The 23730-nt window shown below is 65.9% G+C and carries 17 protein-coding genes; 6 read left to right on the plus strand and 11 right to left on the minus strand.

From position 1 onward, the window contains the following. Positions 1–84: 84 nt before the first annotated feature. Together BMZ21_RS04840 and BMZ21_RS04845 are read right to left on the minus strand one after the other, a co-directional pair. A complete protein-coding gene (locus tag BMZ21_RS04840) occupies positions 85–855 on the minus strand; it encodes a DUF3108 domain-containing protein (RefSeq protein WP_167561522.1) in 771 nt (256 codons plus the stop codon). 406 nt (positions 856–1261) lie between these two features. Then, positions 1262–2323 (minus strand): ATP-grasp domain-containing protein, encoded by a 1062-nt coding sequence (locus BMZ21_RS04845; protein ID WP_208862215.1) that lies wholly within the window; start codon positions 2321–2323, stop codon positions 1262–1264. Between the two features lie 274 nt (positions 2324–2597). Here BMZ21_RS04845 and BMZ21_RS04850 point away from each other — a divergent pair, with 274 nt between their 5' ends. From BMZ21_RS04850 to BMZ21_RS04860, 3 genes are all read left to right on the plus strand, one after another. Continuing rightward, positions 2598–3869, plus strand: coding sequence for a GNAT family N-acetyltransferase (locus BMZ21_RS04850; RefSeq protein WP_167561523.1), 1272 nt, complete (start codon positions 2598–2600; stop codon positions 3867–3869). 817 nt (positions 3870–4686) lie between these two features. Beyond that, entirely contained in the window at positions 4687–7242 is a 2556-nt protein-coding gene (locus BMZ21_RS04855) for a methyl-accepting chemotaxis protein (RefSeq protein WP_091830232.1), read from the plus strand. A gap of 212 nt (positions 7243–7454) precedes the next feature. Beyond that, positions 7455–8090, plus strand: coding sequence for a helix-turn-helix domain-containing protein (locus BMZ21_RS04860; RefSeq protein ID WP_167561524.1), 636 nt, complete (start codon positions 7455–7457; stop codon positions 8088–8090). Positions 8091–8242: 152 nt separating this feature from the next. Here the strand turns inward: BMZ21_RS04860 and BMZ21_RS04865 are convergent, their stop codons facing one another. The 3 genes from BMZ21_RS04865 to BMZ21_RS04875 form a co-directional block, all read right to left on the minus strand. Beyond that, a complete protein-coding gene (locus tag BMZ21_RS04865; RefSeq protein WP_091830236.1) occupies positions 8243–11425 on the minus strand; it encodes an efflux RND transporter permease subunit in 3183 nt (1060 codons plus the stop codon). 81 nt (positions 11426–11506) lie between these two features. Then, complete coding sequence (locus BMZ21_RS04870) at positions 11507–12724, minus strand: efflux RND transporter periplasmic adaptor subunit (protein WP_091830238.1); 1218 nt, start codon at positions 12722–12724, stop codon at positions 11507–11509. 50 nt (positions 12725–12774) lie between these two features. Then, positions 12775–13611 (minus strand): alpha/beta hydrolase fold domain-containing protein, encoded by an 837-nt coding sequence (locus BMZ21_RS04875; RefSeq protein WP_091830240.1) that lies wholly within the window; start codon positions 13609–13611, stop codon positions 12775–12777. A gap of 128 nt (positions 13612–13739) precedes the next feature. Between BMZ21_RS04875 and BMZ21_RS04880 the strand changes: the two genes are divergently transcribed. Beyond that, positions 13740–14720, plus strand: coding sequence for a LysR family transcriptional regulator (locus BMZ21_RS04880; protein ID WP_091830242.1), 981 nt, complete (start codon positions 13740–13742; stop codon positions 14718–14720). A gap of 106 nt (positions 14721–14826) precedes the next feature. Then, positions 14827–16113, plus strand: coding sequence for an amidase (locus BMZ21_RS04885; RefSeq protein WP_091830244.1), 1287 nt, complete (start codon positions 14827–14829; stop codon positions 16111–16113). A 9-nt stretch (positions 16114–16122) separates the two neighbouring features. Here the strand turns inward: BMZ21_RS04885 and pyrC are convergent, their stop codons facing one another. Then, complete coding sequence (gene pyrC, locus BMZ21_RS04890) at positions 16123–17217, minus strand: dihydroorotase (RefSeq protein WP_091830246.1); 1095 nt, start codon at positions 17215–17217, stop codon at positions 16123–16125. A 402-nt stretch (positions 17218–17619) separates the two neighbouring features. Here pyrC and BMZ21_RS04895 point away from each other — a divergent pair, with 402 nt between their 5' ends. Next, positions 17620–18330, plus strand: a complete 711-nt coding sequence (locus BMZ21_RS04895) for an orotate phosphoribosyltransferase (protein ID WP_091830248.1) — start codon at positions 17620–17622, stop codon at positions 18328–18330. 31 nt (positions 18331–18361) lie between these two features. Here the strand turns inward: BMZ21_RS04895 and BMZ21_RS04900 are convergent, their stop codons facing one another. The 5 genes from BMZ21_RS04900 to BMZ21_RS04920 form a co-directional block, all read right to left on the minus strand. Next, positions 18362–19435 (minus strand): ABC transporter substrate-binding protein, encoded by a 1074-nt coding sequence (locus tag BMZ21_RS04900; protein WP_091830250.1) that lies wholly within the window; start codon positions 19433–19435, stop codon positions 18362–18364. A 92-nt stretch (positions 19436–19527) separates the two neighbouring features. Next, positions 19528–20316 carry an enoyl-CoA hydratase/isomerase family protein gene (locus BMZ21_RS04905; protein WP_091830252.1) on the minus strand — a complete coding sequence of 263 codons (789 nt, stop codon included), beginning with the start codon at positions 20314–20316 and terminating at the stop codon, positions 19528–19530. A gap of 32 nt (positions 20317–20348) precedes the next feature. Further along, positions 20349–21581, minus strand: a complete 1233-nt coding sequence (locus tag BMZ21_RS04910; protein ID WP_091830254.1) for a phenylacetate--CoA ligase family protein — start codon at positions 21579–21581, stop codon at positions 20349–20351. Between the two features lie 7 nt (positions 21582–21588). After that, the gene (locus BMZ21_RS04915; protein ID WP_091830257.1) at positions 21589–22380 is read right to left on the minus strand and encodes an ABC transporter ATP-binding protein; all 792 of its coding nucleotides are present in this window, start codon (positions 22378–22380) and stop codon (positions 21589–21591) included. A gap of 52 nt (positions 22381–22432) precedes the next feature. Beyond that, entirely contained in the window at positions 22433–23695 is a 1263-nt protein-coding gene (locus BMZ21_RS04920) for an ABC transporter substrate-binding protein (protein WP_158673510.1), read from the minus strand. Positions 23696–23730 lie beyond the last annotated feature (35 nt).

The raw sequence follows: 23730 nt of genomic DNA on the forward strand, positions 1-23730 counted from the left end.
TTCCTCGACTCGTGGAATTTCCATAAGCTATTGTTTTATCGCATTTTCTTCACGCGAACCGGTACGACTTCGCTCGAAAGTGCTCTAGAATTCGGCAGGAGGCGCGGCGAGCTGGACCGCGACCGTGCCGAACCAGCGCGTCTCGACCTCGAAGCGCACCGGCACGGGGAACTCGCCGCCCTCGCGCAGCGCGAGCAGGACCGAGCCCTTCAGAGGCCGCATCGCCGCCTCGCGATCATCGTCATGCCGGAAGCCGGCGATGGTCCGGACGGTGAAGTCGCAGCGCAGCCCGCGGCCGTCCAGTGGCCCATGGTTGCTGACCTGCACCCTGGCCGAGGAGGTCATGACCGCGAGCGAGCGGCGGCGGCCGTCATAGATCGCCGTCGAGCCGTCGCAGCTTTCGCTCTCCGCCACCTTCTTGAGCATCCCGGCGAGGCCGGAGAGCGAGTCGACTGTGCCGCGGATCAGCTCGGGCGGGACAGCCTCGCGATCCTCGTTCGACGGCTCCAGCCGCCGGATCGTCGGCACGCTGCGCGGATAGTGCATCTCGCTGACATAGGCCCGGCCGCGCCATGAGCCGTTCGCCTGGTAGAGCCGCGGCTCGGGACCGCCGCGGCCCCAGCGGCCTTCGACCTTGCCGGATTGCTCGGCCGCCCCGACGAGCTGGGCCGCCCGGTAGGGGCGCGTGCGGATCTCGATACGATAGCCGGCGCGGTCGAGCAGCGAGGTGACCTCGATCTCGCCCAGCGTGACCCCGCCCAGCACCGTCACATCGTAGCGAAGGCGCAGCTCGCGCGCCGAGGCGGCCGAGGGAGCAGCGCAGCCGAGCGCCCCGGCGATCAGGGCCCCTGCCACGAGGGCCCTGGCCTGTCTCGATGTAACGCCGGCTGCCCTCCCGCCGCGCTCGGACTTCATCGCCCTCGCCAAAGAGGCTGAGCAGCCTCGCAGCCGCTGCGCGTCGTCACTGTCGAAGCCGCACCCGAGCATCCGCCTCATCCCGCACAGGACCGGCAGGTCCCCTTCCCTCCGCGTGGCCGCCCAGCATGACAGAGCCGAGGCGATGTGCCGTTGTAGCGTGAGGGACGAGAGACCAGCCATGCACAAAGGCGCGACGGCCCACGGTTTCGGCTCAGGCGATGCAGGGCCTCAGGGCCGACGGGTTCTGCAGGGATGCGCGCTGGCCTTCACCGACAGCCCGGCGCGGCCAATTCAACCCCTTCCAGGGCTAAGTCGTGAGCACCGTTCCAGCCGCGGCTTCCGGTCAGTAGGGCGTGACGTTCGCCGGGATCGTGACGATGGTCTGATCCCGCGGCAAAGGCGGGCCGGCGGGTTTCGTTCTGCCCAGCATTTCGAGAAGCGGCAGCACCGGATCGCGCGCAAGTTCACGGATAACGCGCCGCTCCAGCCAGTTCAGCCGCCAGGGCAGCACGGCCGCCTTGAAGAGGCGGCCACGATTTCTCAGCTCCAGCCCGTCCGGCGGCCCCTTTCCCAGGGCTTCCTTCGTCAAGGCCGCCCGGATGAAATCCAGGCCCGCGAGCGTCATGACATCCATTCGGAACCAGAAGCGCGGATTGCTCTCGATGAAGAAGACCTGACCATCGGCTCGTTCTCGCAGGTCGAACCCGATCACCCCATCGAGCTTGAGATGGGCGGCGACGACCCGGCTGAAAGCATTGACATTGGGGCGTCGAACGAAACGGATGCCATGGCGCGCAAAGGTGTAGGCGACTTGACCCGTGATCTCGCCGCGCTCGCACAGATAGAAGACGCAGAGATCACGGCCTGGAATGAAATCCTGTGCCAGGATCGGACTGTAGTCGATCCGCCCGAGCAGATCCTCCGGGCCGTTGATCCGGCGCACGCCCCATCCGCCATCGAGGTTCGTCGGCTTGACGATGAAGGGGTAGATCAGTGCGCCCGTGGCGGCGGCGGCGCGCAGCTCGGACCAGGTCTCGAAGATTCTCGTGCCGGGCACGGGCAGGTCGAGATCACGGCAGAGCTGATAAAAGGTGAGCTTGTTGTTCAGCAGATCGAACGCCTGCCCAGCAGGAACAGGGAAGCAAGGCGTCTCGAAGCTGTCCGGATAGGCTGCCAGAAAGCGGGTCGTGTGCCCACAGGTCGGAAGGATACAGGAAATCTGATGATCTTTTGCGTAGCTGTCTATCGTAGACGCCTCACCAGGACCAGCAAGCGCGAACGGTTTTCCTAGATCATGGAAGGCCCGACAGTGACGAGAATGCCTGAGCCAGGACCCATCGCCAGTCCCGATGATATGAATATCGTCGAAATACGAGGATACTGCTTTCAGTATCCTGTATTCCATCCGAAATCTGTCTGCCAGAAGGATTGCGCGACCGCTCATTGCTCGACTTCCCGCTGCGGGCGCCAAATGAGGATGAGGCACATCTGAAATTTCTTTTTCCGATTATCGGATTTCCTCATATTCGCCTGCCTGCTCCCCTCCCGCAACCGATCTGCCCACGAACCAATGGTGTTAAGCCGATTGATCTCTGGAAGGCGCGAGGCCTTCGTAGATCATGAGGCAGCGCATTCGGTCCTTGGGGTCGCAGGTGGACGAGGCCGATCCTATCAACGCAATGAACAGGCAGTCGGGCACGGCGTGGCGCGGCGACCTGCCCTCTCGCCTGCCGCGCTCCTCCGGGGCCGTCCGAGCGTATCCCGCGCAGCCACTCGGCCAGGCCGAGAGGCTTGAATCGGAGATCGTCACTGCCTCGGATTTCGCGCGCTATCAGGATGACTGGGACGATCTTGTCCGTCGCGCCCTGATTCCGAACGTCTACATGCACCCGGCGGTTGCGCTCGCCGCCGAACGGCAGGCTGGACGGCCTGTCGTCGTCGCGCTGGCCTGGCGGGTATCCGGGCTCGGTCGGATTCTCGTCGGCGCCTGGCTTCTGGGCGAGTTCACAGAGCGGCGCGGCTTCTTCAGGGTTCTCGATACGGCGTTGAACCGGCTCGTCTTCTCGGGCACGCCGGTCGTCGACGCCGGCCTGGTGCCGGACGTGCTCGACAAGCTGCTGGACGCCATCGCCGACCAGCCGAACCTTCCCGGGATCATCGTCGCATCCGATCTGAATGCGGACGAGCGCTTGCTGCCGTGCCTGCGCGAGGTTCTCGCCCGGCGCCGGTCCCGCGCCGTGGTCGTGGGGCGGCGACGGCGAGCCGTCCTGACGCGCGGAACCGAGGCGGAGTTCCCGAGGCATCCGGAGGCCTCCGCGAAGCAGAAGCAGAGCTTCCGCCGGAGAAGCCGGCGAATGGCGGAGTCCGGCATCCTGCCTGTCACCCTGACGCGCGGGCCGGAGATCAGGGACGCGCTCCGGGCCTTCCTCCAGATCGAGGCCGACGGCTGGAAGGGCAAGCGGGAGTGCAAGGGCTGGGCGATCCGGCTCGATCCGGCGCTGGAGCCGTTCGCGGCCGAGATGATCGAGGGCCTGGTGCGCGCCGGATGCGCGAGCATCGAAGGCTTGCGGCAGGGCGAGCGCTGGATCGCCTTCTCGATCTGGCTCCGCTCCGGCTCGCGCGCCTTCGGCTGGAAGATGGCCTATGACGAGGCCTTCGCCAGCCTCGGCCCCGGGCGCCAGCTCTCGGAACGGGTGACGGCGACGTTCACGTCCGATCCCGCACTGGCCGATTTCGACAGCTGCAACGGCTCGGAGACGTCCTTTCACGCCACGATCTGGCCAGAGCGGCTCGACCTGGTCGACATCGTCATCGACGCCCGCCGCGGCGGCTCGGTGCCGGGCACGCTCTTCATGATCGTCGAACTCGCGTATCGCCGCGGGCGAGAATGGCTGAAGGCCGCGCGCGATACGGTGCGCGCATCTTGGCGTCGCTTGCGCTCAGGACGCTGACCACGCCTTGGCTGAGGCAGTTTCGCGACATGGCGATAGCGCGGCCTTCGGCTGAAAACGGCCCTGTCTCGATGCGATGCCGGCTGCCCCCTCCCCGCGCAAGGTCGCCGTCGCCGGAGCAACTGCACAGCCTCGCAGCCGCTACGCGTCGTCGCTGTCGAAGTCGCGCCCGAGCATCCGCATCATCCCGCACAGGACCGGCTGGTCCCCTTCCCTCCGCGTGACCGCCCGGCGTTACAGCGCCGAGGCGATGAGCCGTTGTAGCGCGGACGATAAGAGCCCCGCCATGGACGAAGGCGCGACGTGTTGCGGGTCGGGTGGTGTGCGGCTCGGTGCTGACGGATTCTTCAACGACACGCCGCTGGGCGTCATCTGTTCTTCAAGCCAGCACTGCTCCAGAGACACGCCGGACGAGGTGAACTTGCGCGCCCTCGCGCCAACTGGAATCTAGCAGCGCAATAAGAACAGACGGAGCGCGTTTGGCGACCAGGGCGTAGTCAGGCCTCGGGTGAAGGAGCGCTATAGATACCGCGCTTGTCACTCGTTCGAGCAGATAGTCCACGAGCTGGCGGACTGCCAACAATCAAGGAATCGGCCTGCACGAGCGAATCCTGACTGCCCAGTCGAGAAGCGGGCCAGCGCGCAATATCGCAACCAACAATATACAATACACTATCAATAAATATATCTAGTTGAATTTTGAATTTCATAAATTGAATTTGAAATTGACTTTTTTGAAATATTTTATTGCGAGACTGAATGAGAATGCCCCTTCGCATTCAACCATGAGCGCGGATCAGCGCCTGAGTGGGCACCCATGACGACACGCACCCGTTGGCAGTTTTCCCATCTGCGACTCAGCCATCAGATCATCTTGATGCTGTGTACCGTCCTCGGGCCGTTTGGACTGATGACATATCTCTACGTCACTAACGCCAACAAGGACATCACGTTCGTTCAGAAGGAGATGCAGGGTCTTCGCTATATCAAGACCCTGATACCCCTGTTAAACTTGAGCGATTCAGTCTATTCGTCGCCTTACGGTCCGGAAAGCTTGGCCGAAGCGCAGCGCGCCGCAGCCGAACTTGACGCAGAGCTCAAGTCGGGCGCCGCCAGCGCAGTCTTCTTCGCTGCGATGCGTAGCAGCGACAAACTGACCGCAATCGACGCTGGCGCGGCAGTGTTCACGAAAATCGCTGACGGCTCGAATCTGACGCTGGACCCAGATTTGGACAGCTACTATGCGATGGATACTCTTGTCACACGTTGGCCGGAGCTTATCGCGGCTGCAGCCGCCGTTCGCGAGAGAACCGCGAGCTTCGCCAAGACGGGCGACGTAGGGCTATTGCCATTTGCAGAGTTCGTCAGTTCCATCTCTCGCTTCGAGCGGGCCGCAGAGGCCGTGCGGACCTCGTTGTCGAACGGTTTCGAGGGAAACGCTGACGGAGAGCTGCGCACGAACCTGACTCCCTCGCTGCGATCGTTGGAGGAAATTGCCCGCATAATAACCTCCGCAGCCGACGGCGTGATCAGCGCGCCCGTGGCGTCGACTCGACAGGCAAAAGCAGCAGAGACAGCCGCGGGCGCCGAGCGCCTTATCGCAACAAGTCGTTTCTTTGCCGATGGCACGGCTTCTGAACTTAATCGCTTGCTACAAAAGCGTCTTGACGGCCTACAGTCGGACCGGGCGAAGAAACTCGGCATCGAGGCTGGCTTTCTATTGCTAACTCTACTCAGCGTGGTCGTCATTATTCGTTCGATCAACCAGCCTGTAAAAGACTTGATCCTCACGATCGGACGCTTCGAGATCGGCGACTTCCAGCTTCAGGTGCCGCATACTGAGCGTCGGAACGAACTCGGCGAGATCGCGCGCGCGCTTTATCGCTTCAAGGAGATGGGAGCGCACAGTGCGCTGACCAAGGCGGCCATCGAGACATCGGGAATCAACGTGATGATCACGGATGTCGACGAGCATGTGGCATTCATGAGTCGTGGTTTGCGAACCCTGCTGAGCGAGTTGGAACCCGAATTCCGAGCGGCGGACCCCACTTTTGCGATCGATGGGCTCATCGGTCGCCACATCGATAGCTTCCGTGCGAACGGCAACTTGACGCGCCGATTGCTCACGGAGACGCAAGAAGTGCGGAAGGTCAGCTATTCGGTGGGCGGCCGCTCCATCCATGTCGACATGACATATATCCGCGACAATGTCGGGCAGGTCATCGGGCATACACTCATCTGGTATGACATCACTGCGAACCTTGAGGCCGAGCGGGAGATAGCGGAGCTCGTCGCAGCCGCCGCAACCGGTCATTTCGGCCTGACATTGAGTCTCGATGGCAAGAGCGGGGCCGCCCTCGAGATCGCCCAGGGTCTCAACTCGATCGCAGCCATGATCAATTCCGCAACAGCCGACTTCGCAAGCGCGCTTTCCGCAATGGCAAGGGGCGAACTGACACAGCCGGTCGCGGGGGAATACGCGGGTGTCTTCGGCACGTTGAAATGCGCGATCAACGACACGGTGCAGCGACTAGCTACCATTATCGCAGCCATCCAGGTCAATGCGAACGGAGTCGCCCAGGCTGCCGACGAGATCCGTAACGGCGCCAACGAATTGGCTGCACGAACCGAAGAGCAGGCGGCCGCCCTGGTGGAAACGGCTGCGACGACGGAGGAACTGACGGCCTCGGTCAAGACCAGTTCTACCGCTGCCCACCATGCTGCTGCACGCGCTAGGGAAGCGATGGATCTGGCGCGGAACGGATGGTCGATTGCGGAGGATGCAGTCAACGCGATCGGTCAGATCGAAGCCACGTCTGGGCGGATTACCGACATCACCGCGGTGATAGACCAAATCGCCTTCCAGACCAATCTGCTAGCCTTGAATGCAGCGGTCGAGGCCGCTCGAGCTGGGGATGCCGGCCGCGGGTTCGCCGTCGTGGCGTCGGAAGTACGTAGTTTGGCCCAGCGTTCCAGCGCCGCCGCAAAGGACATAGGCGCACTTCTCAATGCATCGGGCCGCGAAGTCAGTGAAGGAGTGCAACTCGTCAAGGCCGCAGGAGGCGCACTCGACGATATCATGAAGGCGTCCAGCACACTCGCGGATTTGGTTGCATCCATTGCGGACGCAAGCGCCGAGCAGGCAACCGGAATCCATGAAGTAAGCCAGACGATGGAGCACATCGACAGTACGACACAACGGAACGCGGCGCTCGCCGAAGAAAGCCTGGCTGCCGCGACGGAACTATCAGGACAAACGGCCCAATTGCGCCAACTCGTGGCTGGGTTTCGTATCGCCCAGGCACCTGCCTCCCCCAAACAAGCGCAATCGGTGACGACCATGCCAGTCCGCCAACTGCAACGAGTGGTGTGACTCCCCTAACACAAGCGCCATGCAAGCGTAGCGCATTGATGGGATCACGCCGCCTCCTTCACCAATATCAAACTGACTGTTCATTCTGGCATGGACCCTCTATCGTCGTGAGACTCGCATTGCCGGGCACGGTATCGCCCGGCAACATCGACTAAGATGTGGTCCTGCACTCTATGCCTGAAGCAATCATCCCAGTCTTGCGAACGTTTCCGATGTTCGCGGACGCTAAAGAAAGCACTTTACGTGCATTGGTGCCCCACTGCATCTTCCAATCTTTCTCGGCAGGAATAGCGATCAACAAAGTCGGCCAGCCACCGAGCTACATTTATTGCCTGCGCTCCGGATCGGTCGAGGGTTGGGCTAGGCTCAATGCAGCTGAAACCGTGGTCGCTACAGCAAGCGCTCCCATGGTTTTTGAGGTGGCGACCGCGATCCATAATCACCCGACAGTGGTGGCCATCGTGACGAGAGAGCATTGCGAGACGATCGCCATCGAAACGAGCGCCTTCCTGCAAGCGCTCCAAGACGATCAGGCAGTCTGCCATGCCGCACTCGTCCACGCCTCGCGTGTCAGCATGTTGATGATCGATCGTCTATTGGACCACAAGCTTCGCACAGCGGAGGAGCGTCTGGGGCAATGGATCCTGTCCGCCATGAAACCGAACGATAGTTTCACGGTCCAGATCGACTTCTCGAAGCGATCTCTGGCATTGGAGCTCGGCATGTCACCTGCTAACTTGTCGCGGCTCTTCAATGTGCTGCGCGAGCATGGCGTCGAGGTCACCGGTAAGACCATGAAGATCATCGACCTCGCGAAACTGCGCGCCCTCGCCGGAGATTTAAATTAGCCGGGATGCAATTGAGGACCCGCGAACGATGTTCGCCGCACTGCATCAATCGCAGTCCCAAAGCCTCTACCAAATGATATATCGTCTCAATGTCCGGGCGGGTCACGTCCGGGGCAACAACATCGCGCACCCCGCAACCCCGCCCGGCGCCGTTAAGCCGCCTCAGCCATCTCCCCCTTCTCCTCCACCCCATGCTGCCTGAGTGGCTTGTTCCCCGAGAGCTTGCGCATCAGCACGTAGAACACCGGCGTCAGGAAGATGCCGAAGGCGGTGACGCCGATCATGCCGGCGAAGACCGCGATGCCCATGGCCTGGCGCATCTCGGCGCCCGCCCCGGTCGAGAGCACCAACGGCACCACACCCATGACGAAGGCGAGCGAGGTCATCAGGATCGGCCGCAGGCGCAGGCGGCTGGCCTCGATCGCGGCCTCGACCGGCGTGCGCCCCTCGAATTCGAGCTCGCGCGCGAATTCGACGATCAGGATGGCGTTCTTGGCGGATAGTCCGACCAGGACGACGAGGCCGATCTGGGTGAAGACGTTGTTGTCGCCACCGCTCCACCAGACGCCGGCCATCGCCGCGAGCAGGCCCATCGGGATGATCAGCAGGATCGCGACCGGCAGGGTCAGGCTCTCATATTGCGCCGCCAGCACCAGGAAGACGAGCAGGATCGCGACCGGGAAGACCAGGATGGCGGAATTGCCGGCCAGGATCTCCTGATAGGTCAGCTCGGTCCATTCGAAGGCGAAGCCCTTGGGCAGGGTCTCGGCGGCGATCCGGGTGACGGCGTCCTGCGCCTGGCCCGAGGAGAATCCGGGAGCCGGGCCGGCATTGATGTCGGCGCTGAGGAAGCCGTTATAGCGCATGGCGCGTTCGGGGCCGGCATCGGTGCGCACGTTGAGCACGGCCGAGAGCGGGACCATCTCGCCCGAATTCGAGCGGACCTTGAGCTTGCCGATGTCCTCCTGATAGGCGCGGTAAGGGGCGTCGGCCTGGACGCGCACCGTGTAGGTGCGGCCGAACTTGTTGAAGTCGTTCACATAGGACGAGCCCAGATAGATCTGCAGCGTCTCGAAGACATCGGTGACGGGAACGCCGAGCTGGCGCGCCTTGGTGCGGTCGATGTCGGCATAGAGCTGCGGCACGTTGACCTGGAAGCTCGAGAACATGCCGGCGAGCTCGGGCGCCGTCGCGGCCTTGGCCATGAAGGCCTTGGTCGCCTCGTCGAGCGCCTTGTAGCCGAGGCCGGCGCGGTCCTCGATCTGCAGCTTGAAGCCACCGATGGTGCCGAGGCCCTGGACGGGCGGCGGCGGAAACATCGCGATGAACGCCTCCTTGATGCCGGCGAACTCCTTGTTGAGCTGCATGGCGACGGCGTTGCCCGAGAGCGAAGGGTCCTTGCGCTGGTCGAAGGGCTTCAGGCCGACGAAGACGATGCCGGCGTTCGAGGAGTTGGTGAAGCCGTTGATCGACAGGCCGGGGAAGGAGATCGCGTTCTCGACGCCGGGATGCTTCAGCGCGATCGCGTCCATCCTGCGGATGACGTCCTCGGTGCGGTCGAGCGTCGCCGCGTCGGGCAGCTGGGCGAAGCCGACGAGGTACTGCTTGTCCTGGCCCGGCACGAAGCCCGACGGCACCTTCTGGAAGAGCATGACGGTCAGGCCGACGAGGCCGGCGTAGACCACGAGCATCACGGTCTTGCGGCCGAGGATGCGGGTGACGCCGCCGCCATAGGCTTCGGAGCTGCGGTTGAAGAAGCGGTTGAAGCCGCGGAAGAACCAGCCGAACAGGAAGTCCATGCCGCGGGTCAGCGCATCCTTGGGGGCGTCATGGCCGCGCAGCAGCAGCGCCGCGAGCGCCGGCGACAGGGTCAGCGAGTTGATCGCCGAGATCACCGTCGAGATCGCGATGGTGAGCGCGAACTGGCGGTAGAACTGGCCGGTCAGGCCGCTGATAAAGGCGAGCGGGACGAAGACCGCGACGAGGACGAGCGCGATCGCGATGATCGGGCCGGAGACCTCGCGCATCGCCTTGTAGGTGGCTTCGCGCGGCGACAGGCCGTTCTCGATGTTGCGCTCGACATTCTCGACCACGACGATGGCGTCGTCGACGACGATGCCGATCGCCAGCACGAGGCCGAACAGCGAGAGCGCGTTGATCGAGAAGCCGAAGAGGTACATCACCGCGAAGGTGCCGACGACCGAGATCGGCACGGCGACGAGCGGGATGATCGAGGCGCGCCAGGTCTGCAGGAAGACGATGACGACGAGCACGACCAGCGCGATCGCCTCGAGCAGCGTCGAGATCACCGCCTTGATCGAGGCGCGGACGAACTGGGTGGTGTCGTAGACGATCGAGTAGTCCACGCCCTCGGGCATGTTCTGCTTGATCTCGCGCATCGTCTCCTGGACGCGGTCGGCGATGGCGATGGCGTTGGAATTCGGCGCCTGGAAGACCGGCACGGCGACGGCCGACTTGCCGTTGAGCAGCGAGCGCAGCGCGTATTCGGCGGCGCCCAGTTCGATGCGGGAGACGTCCTTCAGGCGCACCACCGCGCCGCTCGCGGCAGTCTTGACGATGATCTCGCCGAACTCCTCCTCGCTGGCGAGGCGGCCCTGCGCATTGACCGAGAGCTGCAAATCGAGCCCCGGCCCGCTCGGCGAAGCGCCGATGACGCCGGCAGCGGCCTGAACGTTCTGGGCCCGGATCTCGCGGACGATGTCGGAGGGCGAGAGGCCGTGCTCGGCAACCTTTTGCGGGTCGAGCCAGACGCGCATCGAATAGTCGCCCGAGCCGAAGAGCTGGACCTGGCCGACGCCGTCGATGCGTGCCAGCCGGTCCTTGACATTGAGGACGGCGTAATTGCGCAGATAGGTCATGTCGTAGCGGCCATTCGGCGAGGTGATGTGCACCACCATCGTCAGGTCCGGCGAGCTCTTGATGGTGGTGACGCCGAGACGGCGCACCTCCTCAGGCAGGCGGGGTTCCGCCTGGGAAACCCGGTTCTGGACCAGCTGCTGGGCCTTGTCCGGATCGGTGCCGAGCTTGAAGGTGACGTTCAGCGTCATCACGCCGTCGGTCGTCGCCTGGCTCGACATATAGAGCATGCCCTCGACGCCGTTGATCTGCTCCTCGATCGGCGTCGCCACGGTCTCGGCGATGACGCGCGGATTGGCGCCGGGATATTGCGCGCGCACCACCACAGTGGGCGGCACGACCTCGGGATATTCCGAGATCGGCAGCGCCCGCAGCGCCAGCAGGCCGGCGAGGAAGATCAGGACGGAGAGGACACCGGCGAAGATAGGCCGGTCGATAAAGAACTTCGAGAGGTTCATGGGGGTGCCCCTTCAAGGCGGCGGCCCCGCCGGTCCCGAAGCGGCCGGCGGGGCGATAGAACTGGGATGGGATCGCGCGCCTTAGCGCTGCGCGAGCTCGGTCGTGGGCTTCTTCAGTTCGGAGCGCTCGGCCATCGGCACCTGCTCGGGGGCGACGGAGGCGCCAGGGCGGATACGCTGCAGGCCGTTGACGACGATCTGCTCGCCCGCTTCCAGCCCGCTGGTGACGATGCGCAGGCCCTCGGCGGCCGTGCCGAGCGTGACCTCGCGCCACTGGGCCTTGTGGTCCTTGCCGACGACGAAGACGAACTTCTTGTTCTGGTCGGTGCCGACAGCCCGCTCGTTGATGACCAGTGCTGGTTCGGACTTGGCCTGGCCCATGCGCAGGCGCACGAACTGGCCGGGCATCAGCGCGCCGTCCTTGTTGTCGAAGATCGCCCGGACGCGGACCGTACCGGTCGCGGCGTCGATGCCGTTGTCGACGAAGTTGAGATGGCCGGAGACCGGCGCGGCCTCGTTCGCCGCAGTCGTCATCTGCACCGGGATGCGCTTGAGGTCGCGCGGCTTGCCGGGCTCGGCCGGCAGCGTCGCCAGCGCCTTCAGCAGCGAGCCCTCATCGGCGTTGAAGCCGGCATAGACCGGATCGACCGAGACCAAAGTCGTCAGCAGCGGCGCATTGGCGCCGGCGGCGACCAAGTTGCCGACGGTGACTTCCAGTCGGCCGATGCGGCCGCCGATGGGGGCGCGGATCTGGGTGTAGTCGAGGTTGAGCCTGGCCGACTGCAGGGCGGCGCGGGCGGCGCGCTCGTTGGCCTGCGCCTCGCGCAGCGCATTCAGCCTGGTGTCGAGGTCGCGCTGCGAGACGTTCTGCGTCGACATCAACTTCTGACCGCGCTCATGCTCGCCCGCGGCAAGCGCGACGCGGGCCTCGGCCGCAAGCAACTGGGCCTGGGCCCGCTCGAATTCGGCCTGGTAGGGCGCCTGGTCGATGCTGACCAGCAGATCGCCCTGCTTGACCAGCGCGCCTTGCGAGAAGTGCACCTGCTCGACGACGCCGGAGACGCGCGAGCGAATCTCGACGCGCTCGATCGCTTCGAGTCGGCCGGAGAACTCGGCCCAGCTGACCAGCGCGCGCTGCTCGACGACCGCGACCGAAACCGGCGTCGCCGGCGGTGCGGCGGGAGCGGTGTCGCCTTGCGCGGTGTTCGAGCCATGGACGGCGGCAGTGAGCGCCGCAAGCGAGACGCCGGCGGTGATGGCAACGCCCAACAGGGCATGACGGACCGTTCCCAGAATCATGGGTTCATTCCTTCGTGGAGAGAGGTTGAAAGAGCGGACGACCGGCGGTTCTAGGACGGTGCGGTCGCGGTGAAGAACTCGCTGACGTGATGACAGGCCGCGCACAGGCAGGAGCCGTCGCGGGGCCCTTCGGCGAAGGCATCCGGCCAGCGGCTCGGGCCGCCGACGATGCGGATGGTGGTGTCGACGCCGGCCGCCTTCAGCCGGTGGGCATAGTTGACGCTCTCGTCGCGCAAGAGGTCGTCTTGGGCGGTGACGATCAGGGCCGGTGCGAGCCCGGTCAGCCTGACGGCATTGACGGGGGCAGCGTAAGGATGCGCCGCCTTTTCGGGCGAGCCGAGATAGGCATGCCAGCCATCGGCCCAGCGGCAGCCGACCGGGCCGGCCTCGGCATTGCGGAAGGAATAGGTGCCGAGGCAGGAATCGAGCATCGGCGAAAACAGGATCTGGCCGGCGAGCGGCGGGCCGTGCCGGTCGCGCGCCATCATGGCGAGGGCTGCGGCCAGGTTGCCGCCGGCCTCCTCGCCCGCCACATAGAGCGGCGCGGTCTTCCCGACCCAGCGCGCCTTGTCGCGGGCGATCTTCTCGAGCGCCGCATAGGAGGCTTCGAGCGCCTGCGGGAAGGGATTGGCGGGTGCGAGCGGATAAGGCAGCGAGATCACGATCGCGCCCGCCTCGGCCAGCGTGGTCGCGACAGCTTCGCCGGACGCAAGCGTGCCGCTGTCGAAGGTACCGCCATGCAGATGGACGACAAGGCCAGCCTCGTCCGGCACGGCAGCCGGCGCATAGAGCCGGCCGGCGAGCTTGTCGCGCCCGACCGCAACGCTCTGCTCGCGCCAGAAGACGGCGCGGCGATAGCGGCTTTCCGGGACGGACGGGACGAGCATGGCGACGGCGCCTGACGAATGTTGCGGTGCATCACGATTTAGGTGATGCTCTCAGCTTAATAAACCGCCGTTCTGCTCCTACATTATTTCCATATGGAAACAATCGACGGACTATCCGGAGCCTCGATATGGACCAGCTCAACGCCATGCGCGCCTTCGTGCGCGTCGTCGAAGTCGGCACCTTCACCCGCGCCGCCGAGCTGCTCGACTTGCCCAAACCGACCGTGACCAAGCTGATCCAGCAGCTCGAAGGGCATCTGCACGCGCAATTGCTCAACCGCACGACGCGGCGCGTCACCGTGACGATGGACGGCGCCGCCTATTACGAACGGGCGCTGCGCGTGCTCGGCGAGATCGACGAGCTCGACCAGAGCATGGCCTCCTCGCAGGCCCGGCCGAGCGGGCGCCTGCGCATCGATGTCAGCGCGTCGTTCGCCACCGACATCATCCTGCCGGCCCTGCCCGGTTTCCTGGCCCGCTATCCCGAAATCCAGGTCGACATGGGCCTGTCCGACCGGCCAGCCGACCTGATCGGCGAGAATCTCGACCTCGCCATCCGTGCCGGCGCGATCGAGGATCAGAGCCTGATCGCCCGCCGCATCGGCGAGATGATGCTGATCACCTGTGCGACGCCGGGCTATCTCGCCAAGCATGGCACGCCGCAGCACCCGCGCGATCTGGAGGACGGCCATCTCGCGATCGGCTATCGCCGGGCCGGCACCAGCCGCATCATGCCCTTCACCTTCGCCAGCCCGAAGGAGACGATCGAGATCCAGGGCGACTATGTCGTCTCCCTGAACGACGGGACCGGCTATGTCGCCGCCGGGCTGGCGGGGCTCGGCGTCATGCAGGTGCCGACGTTCATGGCGATGGCGCACATCGCCTCTGGCCGGCTCGTCCCGATCCTGACCGACTGGTGCACGAAGCCGAAGCCGCTGCACATCATCTATCCGCCGAACCGCCACCTCTCGAACAAGGTCCGCGTCTTTGTCGACTGGCTGGCCGAATTGTTCGCGCGGAACGCGTTGCTTCAGGGCAAGCCGCTGCTGCCCTGCCCTGGCGGCGTCGCCGCGGAGGCGCTCGCTCATCAGTCCGAGCAGGCCGCCTAGCCGCGCAGGTCCGAGATGACGGGCCGGCGGTTCCATCGCATCGCGAACTGGCCTAACCAGAGGCGCCGGCTTTCCGCCGCGTTCCTCAAGCAGCCAGGTCCGCCCGATGTCCCGCAGCGTCCGCGACAAGCTCGAAGCCAATCTCGCCCGCATCGGCGACGGCGCCCCGGTCTTCACAAAGCTTTTGCTCGACACCGCGCGCGCCGAGGCCGACGCCGCCGATCGCCGCCGCGAAGCCGGGCTGCAGTTGAGCGCGATCGACGGCACGATCGTCTCGGTCAAGGACCTGCTCGACGTGAAGGGCGTGACGACCTGGGCCGGCTCCAGCGTGCTGAAGGGCGCAACCGCAGCGGCTCAGGATGCGCCTTCGGTGGCGCGGCTGCGCCGGGCCGGCGCGGTGATCATCGGCAAGACCAACATGACCGAGTTCGCCTTCTCCGGCATCGGCCTCAACACCACCTTCGGCACGCCTGGCAGTGCCGTCGACAAGGCGCGCATCCCGGGCGGCTCCTCGTCCGGCGCGGCGGTCTCGGTGGCGGAAGGCTCGTCGGAGCTGACGGTCGGCACCGATACCGGCGGCTCCTGCCGCATCCCTGCCGCCTTCAACGGCATCACCGGGATGAAGCCGACGCACAAGACGGTTCCCGATGAGGGCTGCTTCCCGCTGGCGCCGAGCCTCGATTCGATAGGCCCGCTGGCCAAGGATGTGGCCGGCTGCGCGCGCCTGCTCTCAGTGCTGGCGGATCGACCCTTCGATCTCGCGGAAGGCCTGTCGCCGGCCCGCATCCGCCTCGGCGTGGCGCGCGGCGGCTTCCTGGCCGAAGCAGCCCCGTCCGTCGCCAAGGCCTATGAGGCGGCGATCGAGCGCGTGACGCGGCTCGGCATCGCGGTCGAGCCGGTCGATCTCGACGGGCTTTGGCAGGAGATGCTGGCAATATGCCCGGTGCCGCTGGTCACGGTCGAGGCAGCGGCGGTGCATCGCGACCTCCTGGAGAGCAAGGCCGAGACTTACGACCGGCGCGTCGCCGCCCGCATCGCCATCGGAGTGCCCTGCAAGGCGACCGACTACATCATCGCCATGGAGAGGCGCCGGGCGCTGATCGGAAGACTCGCCGCCCAGCTCGACGGGCTCGACGGCTTCCTGGCGCCGACCGTGCCGATCGAGGCGCCGACGATCGCCGCGATGGAGGCGGATGACGAGGCCTTCTTCGCGGCCAATCGCCTGATCCTGCGCAACCCGGCCTTCGGCAACCTGTTCGACCTGTGCTCGATCTCGCTGCCGATGCCGCTCGGCGACAAGCTCTCGGGCGGGCTGATGCTGAGCGCCGTCGCAGGCCGGGACCAGCAGCTGCTCAACATCGCCAAGCTGATCGAGCCGGCCGCAGCAGGCTGAGCGGGCGGATCAGCCCCTCACCTCGCCCAGCGACCAGGGCAGCTCCTCGCCGCCTCTGAAAATGACGACGTCCTCCTCGCCGACCGCTACCGTCGGCGAGACCCGGCAGGGCCGCTTCTCCAGCGTGATCGTGCCTTCGTTCAGCGGCAGGCCGTAGAAGCGCGCGCCGTTCTCGGAGGCAAAAGCCTCGAAATGATCGAGCGCGCCCTCCTCGTCGAAGACCTGGACATAGGTCTGCAGGGCGGTGGCGCCGCCGAAGACGCCGGCCGAGCAGCACTCCGCCTGCTTGGCGCTGCGCAGATGCGGGGCCGTGTCGGTGCCGATGAAGAAATTGCCGTCGCCGGCGGTGACCGCCTTGCGCAGAGCGAGACGGTGGCGTTCACGCTTGGCGACCGGCAGGCAATAGAGATGGGGCCTGAGGCCGCCCTGGAAGATCGAGGTGCGGTTGATGATCAGGTGATGCGGCGTCACCGTCGCCGCTGCCCGGCCGGCATGGGCGCGCACCAGTTCGACGGTCTCGGCAGTGGTGACATGCTCGACCACGACCTTCAGGCCCTGATGCCGCTTCAGCAGCGGCAGCATCTCTGTCTCCATGAACACCGCCTCGCGGTCGAAGATGTCGACGGCCGGGTCGGTCGCCTCGCCATGGACGAGGACCGGCATGCCGATCTTTTCCATTCGCTCCAGCACCGGGGCGAGCTTGGGAATGCTGGTGACCCCGTGATGGGAATTGGTCGTCGCGCCCGAGGGATAGAGCTTGGCCGCGGCCCAGACGCCGTCGCGGAAGCCGCGTTCGATCTCATCCGGATGGGTCGAGTCGGTCAGATAGCAGGTCATAAGGGGCGTGAAATCGTTGCCGTCCGGGCGCGCCGCCAGGATGCGCTCGCGATAGGCCGATGCCGCGTCGACCGAGGTGACCGGCGGGACCAGGTTCGGCATGATGATGCCGCGTTTGAACTGCGCGGCGGTGAAGGGCAGCACTGCCTTCAGCATGGCGCCGTCGCGCAGGTGGACATGCCAATCGTCCGGGCGGCGGATTGTCAGTGTCTGCGCCGGGGTGGCAGCCTTGGCCTCGCTGCTGCCGAAGAGTTCCGTGACGCTCATGCCCTGCCCCTGTGCTGACCTGCCCCCAAACGAATCCGCAGGCAGGCCTTACTCTCGTTAAGGACTGCCATAGCCGACGCCATGCCAACTGCGAAGCGCGGGAATCTTCCCGCACCAAAACGCGGGTCGTCCCGGGCGACCGAAGGGAGACCCGGGACCCATTCCGGAGCCTTTCCGATAGAGGTTCCGGAATGGATCCCGGATCTCCGCTTCGCTCCGTCCTGGATGACTCGCGAAGGTGGGATAAGGTCAAGCCCAACGATCTTCCGGGGACAGCGCACGGCAGGGATTGACCTTCACCGGCAACCTGTCGAGAAGAGGCCGTTTGCGAATTCGACACGAGCCGCGCCAACGCCTGCAAACGGCGAAGGCTGGCGCGCGCTGGCCCTGGAGACCAAGACCATGCCCAATCTCTACATGCCGGTCGACCGGGATACCATCGCGCTCGAAGCGGCCAAGATGCTGCTGGAGATCAAGGCAGTCCACTTCTACCAGGACAAGCCCTTCATCTTCACCTCCGGCTGGGCGAGCCCGGTCTATATCGATTGCCGCAAGATCATTTCCTTCCCGCGGCTGCGCTCCTCGCTGATCGACTTCGCCGCGACGACGATCGTGCGTGACATCGGTTATGAATCGATCGACATCGTCGCGGGTGGCGAGACCGCCGGCATTCCCTTCGCCGCCTGGATCTCCGACCGGCTCTCGCTGCCGATGCAGTATGTCCGCAAGAAGCCCAAGGGTTTCGGCCGCAATGCCCAGATCGAGGGCGAGGTTGTCGAGGGCGCGCGCACGCTGCTGGTCGAGGATCTCGCCACCGACGGCGGCAGCAAGGTCAATTTCTGCAAGGCGCTGCGCGACGCCGGCGCCAAGGTCGATCACTGCTTCGTGCTGTTCTACTACGACATCTTCCCGCAGGGGCGCGAGATGATGAAGGAGATCGGCGTCGGCCTGCACTATCTCACCACTTGGTGGGACGTGCTCAAGGTCGCCAAGGCGAGCGGGCATTTCGAGCCCAAGGTGCTGGCCGAGGTCGAGAGCTTCCTGAACGAGCCGGCCAAGTGGTCGGCCGCGCATGGCGGCATCTCGGACTTCAACCAGGCCAAGACCGGCTGATGCACGGCAATTGAGCTGCCTGTACGCGCCCTCAGCCGGCGCTCAGGACGCGAAAACGATCGGGCGCCGCCGGGTCCCGATCGACGACCTGGATCGGCGGCCAGGCCCATTGCCAGACGCTGATGCCCGGCACGCGCGAGAAGCCGATCTGCCCGCGCGTGCCCTCGACCGATACCTCCGACCAGGCCTGCGCCAGACGTCCCGGCTCAGTGCCGTGGGACCGCATCATCGCGGCAAGAACGGCAACCGTGTCGTAGCCCTCGAAGGCGACGAAGGACGGCGCCTGCGCCAGCCGCTGGCGCAGGGCGGCTTCGACTCGCACACCGAGCGGTGGAAGCTGCTCCGGCAGATAGCGTAGGAACGGGATCGCGGCTCCGTCCGTGCCGAGCAGGGCCAGCCATTCGGGCAGCTCGGGCGGCCCTGCCGGCGCACCGATCAGAACGTTGCCGAGGCGCGGATCGCTGCGGATCGCTTTGACGAGCGACACCGCCGGCTCCGGATGGCCGACCAGCAGCAGCAGGCACGTGGCGCCCTGGTCGGCGAGGTGGTCGCAAAGCGCGGCAGGCGTCATCGAGCTCATCTCGAGCTCGATGACGCTCCCCCCGCGTGGCGTGATGCAGTCCTGCAGGATACGTGTTCCGGAGGCCCAGTAGACGCTCGGCACGGTTGCGACGGCGACGTGCCGGTGGCCGGCATCAAGCAGAAAGTCGGCATAGAGCCGCCAGCCGCGCGACTGCGCCGGGGCGATCCGGGCAACCCAGTCCGTCGGCTGCTCGGTGAGCGCATCGAGGACCGCCGAGGAGCAAATGAACGGCAGACACAGCGCATCGGCCCTGGCGGCAGCAGCGCGGGCGACGACGCTGTGGTACTCCCCGACAAGGGCAGAAATCCCCAGGCCAGCCAGTTCATCGACGACGGCCACCGCCTTCTGCGGATCGGCCGCGGTGTCGCGGACCAGCAGCTCGAGCGGCCGTCCGCCGATCCCGCCGGTTGCATTGACGTCGGCGACGGCGAGCTCGAGCCCGGCGAGCAGATGCCGGCCGGCCTCGACCCAGCCGGGCGGCGACAGCGGCGCCAGGGCACCGATCCGGATAGGCATGGTCATGCGGCGGTGTCTCCGGCCAAGGTTTAGGCCGCACTATGCCGGGATCGCGCCCGTGGGCGTCAGTAGCGCAAACGCAGCCCTGTCGCCTGATTTCAGAATTTCGCCGGCCGACGCTCGAAGAAGGCGGCGATGCCCTCGCGAAAGTCCGGCGTGCCGGCATTGGCGACGAAATTCTGTTTCTCCAAATCGAGCTGCGCCTCGAAGGAGCCATGCGTCGCGGCCTGGACCAGCGCCTTGCTCGCGCCTTGCGCACCGACGCTGCCGCGGGCGAGCTTTTCAGCCAGGACGTACGCGGTCTCCATCAGCTCGTCATGCGGCACGATACGGTTGACGAGGCCGAGCTGGAGCGCGGTTTGCGCATTGATCGCCTCGTTGAGCAGCACGAATTCCAGCGCCCGGCGCGGGCCGAGCAACTGCGTCAGCGTCCAGGTGGTGCCGCCATCGGGGCTGGTGCCGAGCTTGGTGTAGGCCGAGAGGAAGCTTGCATCCTCTGCCGCCACCACGAGGTCGCAGGCGAGCGCCAGGCCGACACCACCGCCCGCGACCGGCCCCTGTACCGCGGCGATCACCGGCTGCGGCATCGCCTTGATCAGGCGCATCAGGGTGTGGAAGCGGTCGATCAGCTTCGTTGCTGTCTGCGGCGCGCCAGGCAGATCGGCCTGGAAGCGGGCGAGATCACCGCCTGCCATGAAGGAGCGCCCTGCCCCGGCCAGGATGACGGCGCGGATGGTGCGGTCCGCCGCGAGCCCCGAGAAGGCCGCGACCAGCGCATCGGCCATCGCCTCGTCGAGGACGTTGAGCACCTTGGGACGGTTCATGGTCACGGTCAGGATCGGGCCCTGCCGCTGCGTGATCACAACTTCGCCTGCCGGATCGCTCATCGTCTCATCCTCATCCCTCTGCGCCACCAGCCTCAGCCCGGCGCCCTCGTATCGTCGATGACCTTGCCGTCATTGGGCAATGTCCCTCGTGCCACCAGCTCGACCGTGCCGCTCAGCTTGAACACGTCACGGACGGAGGCCTTCACCGCCTCGGCCAAACCGCCACTCGGTGCGGCAGCCTCGGCCCTGAAGCTCATCGCATCCGTCTCGCCGGCGCGCGACACCACCAGCCGGCAGCGGTCGAGCTCGGGATGCCGCGCCGCGACAGCCGCGACCTGCTCGGGCCGGACGAACATGCCCTTGACCTTGGCCGACTGGTCGGCGCGGCCGAGCCAGCCGCGGATGCGCTGGTTGGTGCGCCCGCAGGGCGATGGTCCCGGCAGCGCCGCAGTGAGATCGCCGACGGCGAAGCGGATCAGTGGTTTCTTCGGATCGAGGATGGTGACGGCGATCTCGCCGACCTCGCCTTCCGCCACCGGCTGCCCGGTGCCCGGCCGCAGGATCTCGACGATGATGTCCTCGTTGAGGACGAGGCCTTCGCGGGCCGGCGTCTCATAGGCGATGATGCCGCATTCGGCAGTGGCATAGCACTGGTAGGCATCGATGCCGCGCGCGCGGACCTCGGCCTGCAGCGAGGGCGGGAAGGCCGCACCGGACACCACCGCCCGTTTCAGGCTGGAAAGGTCGCGCCCGCGCGCCGCGCCGAGATCGAGCAGGATTTTCAGGAAGTCCGGCACGCCGGCATAGAGCGTCGGCCGATAGGCCTCGATCAGGTCGAGCTGCGCGTCGCTGTTGCCCGGCCCGGCCGGGATCACGGCGCAGCCGAGCACGCGCGCCCCGGCATCGAAGCACCAGGCACCGGGCGTCAGGTGATAGGAAAAGGTATTGAGCACAATGTCGCGCCAGCCGGCACCGGTCGCGGCGAGCGCACGGGCGACGCGCCAGGGATCGTCGTCGTGGCTCTCGGGCTCGAAGATCGGTCCCGGCGACATCATCAACCGGCGATAATCGCTCGGGCGGCCAGGCAGAAAACCGCCGAAGGGCGGCTTTGCGCGCTGGGCTGTCGGCAGGTCCGACTTGCGCAGCACCGGCAGGCGGGAGAGCGCCGCCCGATCGGTGACGGCCTTGGGATCGATGCCGCGAAGATGCTTGCGCCAGGCGGGGAGCCGCTGCGCAGCCGCGATCACCTGCGGCAGCCGCCCGAACAGATCGGCCTCGCGGCGTGCGTGCGGGCGGGTCTCCAGGCGATCGTAATGCTTGCCCATGACGGTCTCAGGCGAGCCAGCGCTTGCGGCGCCGGTAGTGCTTGACTGCGTGGTAGTCGACCTTCTGATGGCCGCCGAGATAGGCGTCGGCGACGTCTGGATTGGCGCTCAGCACGGCAGCCTCGCCGCTCATCAGGATGCGGCCGTTCTCGATCAGGTAGCCGTAATGGGCAATCTCCAGCGCTGCCGTGGCGTTCTGCTCGACCAGCAGCACGGCGACGCCGTCGCGCGCGTTGACGTTGCGGACGATGTCGAAGATCTCGTCGACGAGGAAGGGTGCGAGACCAAGGCTCGGCTCGTCGAGCATCAGCAGGCGCGGCTCGGTCATCAGGGCCCGGGCGATCGCCAGCATCTGCTGTTCACCACCGGAAAGGTAGCCGGCCTCGGCCTTGGCCCGCTGGGCAAGGCGCGGGAAGGTCTCGAACATCCGGTCGATGAGCGCCGTGACATGGCCGCGCTCGCGATGCATGGTCGCCGCCGCGATCAGGTTCTCTTTCGGCGTCAGATGGCCGAAGACGCGTCGCCCCTCCAGCACATGGACGATGCCGAGGCGCACGCGATCGGGCGGGTCGACCGACAGGATCGAGCGCCCGTCGAAACTGATCTCGCCGCGCGTGACCGCGCCGCGCTCGGGCTTGAGCAGGCCGGAGATCGACTTCAGCACCGTGCTCTTGCCGGCGCCGTTGGCGCCGAGCACGGCGACAAGCCCCTTCTCGGGCACCTCGATCGAGACGCCGCGCACAGCGAGGAAGACCTGATCGTAGACGATCTCGATATTGTTCAGCGCCAGCAGCGTCATCGGCCCGATCCGAAAAGGGGCGACGCGGAGCGCCCGCGCCGCCCGGACCTCATCATTTCCCGGACTTCTTGAACTCGTCCGAGTTCTTGCGGATCTCCTCCCAGACCACGTCCTGGTTGGCCGAATACCAGTCGGTGATCGGCACGAACTTGGCACCGTCCCATCGCGCGATCCGGCCCATGCCGCCGCCCTGGTGGTCATCCCTGGTGATCGTGGTCGGCGGCAGCAGGCCGTCGGCGGTGAAGTTGGTGATCGAGCGCAGCCCCTCGTTGAGCCAGGGGCCGGTGACCGGCCCGTTCGGCGCCTTCTCGGCCGCCTTGCGCACGCCCTCGACCATCAGCGTCGCCATCTGGACGCCGTAGTTGTAATAGGCCGTGCCGACCTTGTTCTCGGGGCCGGCGCCTTTGCCCTTGCCGACGACGTCCGCGAGGATGTCCTTGATCACCTTGGGCTCGCGGCCGCCGACGCAGGGCTCGACCTTCATCACGCCCTTGGCCGCCTCGCGCCCGACCACGTCCATGTCGGATTCGGACAGCCAGACGCTGCCGGAGACCCGGTCCATCGGCAGGCCGTTGCGGATAGCCTCGGTCAGCGCCACGGTCTGGCCGACGCCGGCGCCCCAGAAGATCACGAAATCGGGCCTGGCCCGGCGCACCTGCGGCCAGATCGCCGACTGGTCGTTGCCCGGCGGCGTATAGGGGAAGGCCGCGAGCTCATAGCCTTCCTTCTTGGCGAGCACGTTGAGGATTGGCAGCGGCTCCTTGCCGAAGGGGGTGTCGATGTGGACGAAGACGATCTTCTTGCCCTTCAGGCTGCCCTTCTCGGTCTTCTTGAACTGCTCGATGATCAGGCCGGCCTGGGTCCAGTAGTTGATCGAGAGCGGCAGCACATAGGGGAAGGCACTGCCGTCGGCCGCGTCGCTGCGGCCGGAATAGGCGGTGATCATGTTGATCTTGTCCTCGAGCGCGCGCGGCACCAGCGCGCGCGCCACCGGGGTCGAGAGCGGGTCGATCAGCACGGCGCCCTCGCGCTTGCCGCGCTCATAGGCCTCGATGGCGCGCGGCAGGTCGTTGGCATGGTCGGTGATGTCAGCGACGATCTTGTAGCCACTGACGCCGCCGCGATCATTGACCAGGGTGAAGTAGTCGCGCTGGCCCTGGTTATATTCCGAGGTCACGAAGGTGTAGATGCGGGTGAAGTCCTGCGGCAGCGAGAAGCGAACGATCTTCTCCTGGGCGAAGACCTGCACCGGCAGGGCGAGCGGCGCGGCCAGCGCGGCCGAGCCGGCGATGAACGAACGGCGATCGAGCGACATCCTGTTTCCTCCAGCCCTGTCGTTGATTGAGGCAC

It is taken from the genome of Allobosea lupini, from assembly GCF_900109525.1.
Lineage (GTDB): Bacteria > Pseudomonadota > Alphaproteobacteria > Rhizobiales > Beijerinckiaceae > Allobosea > Allobosea lupini.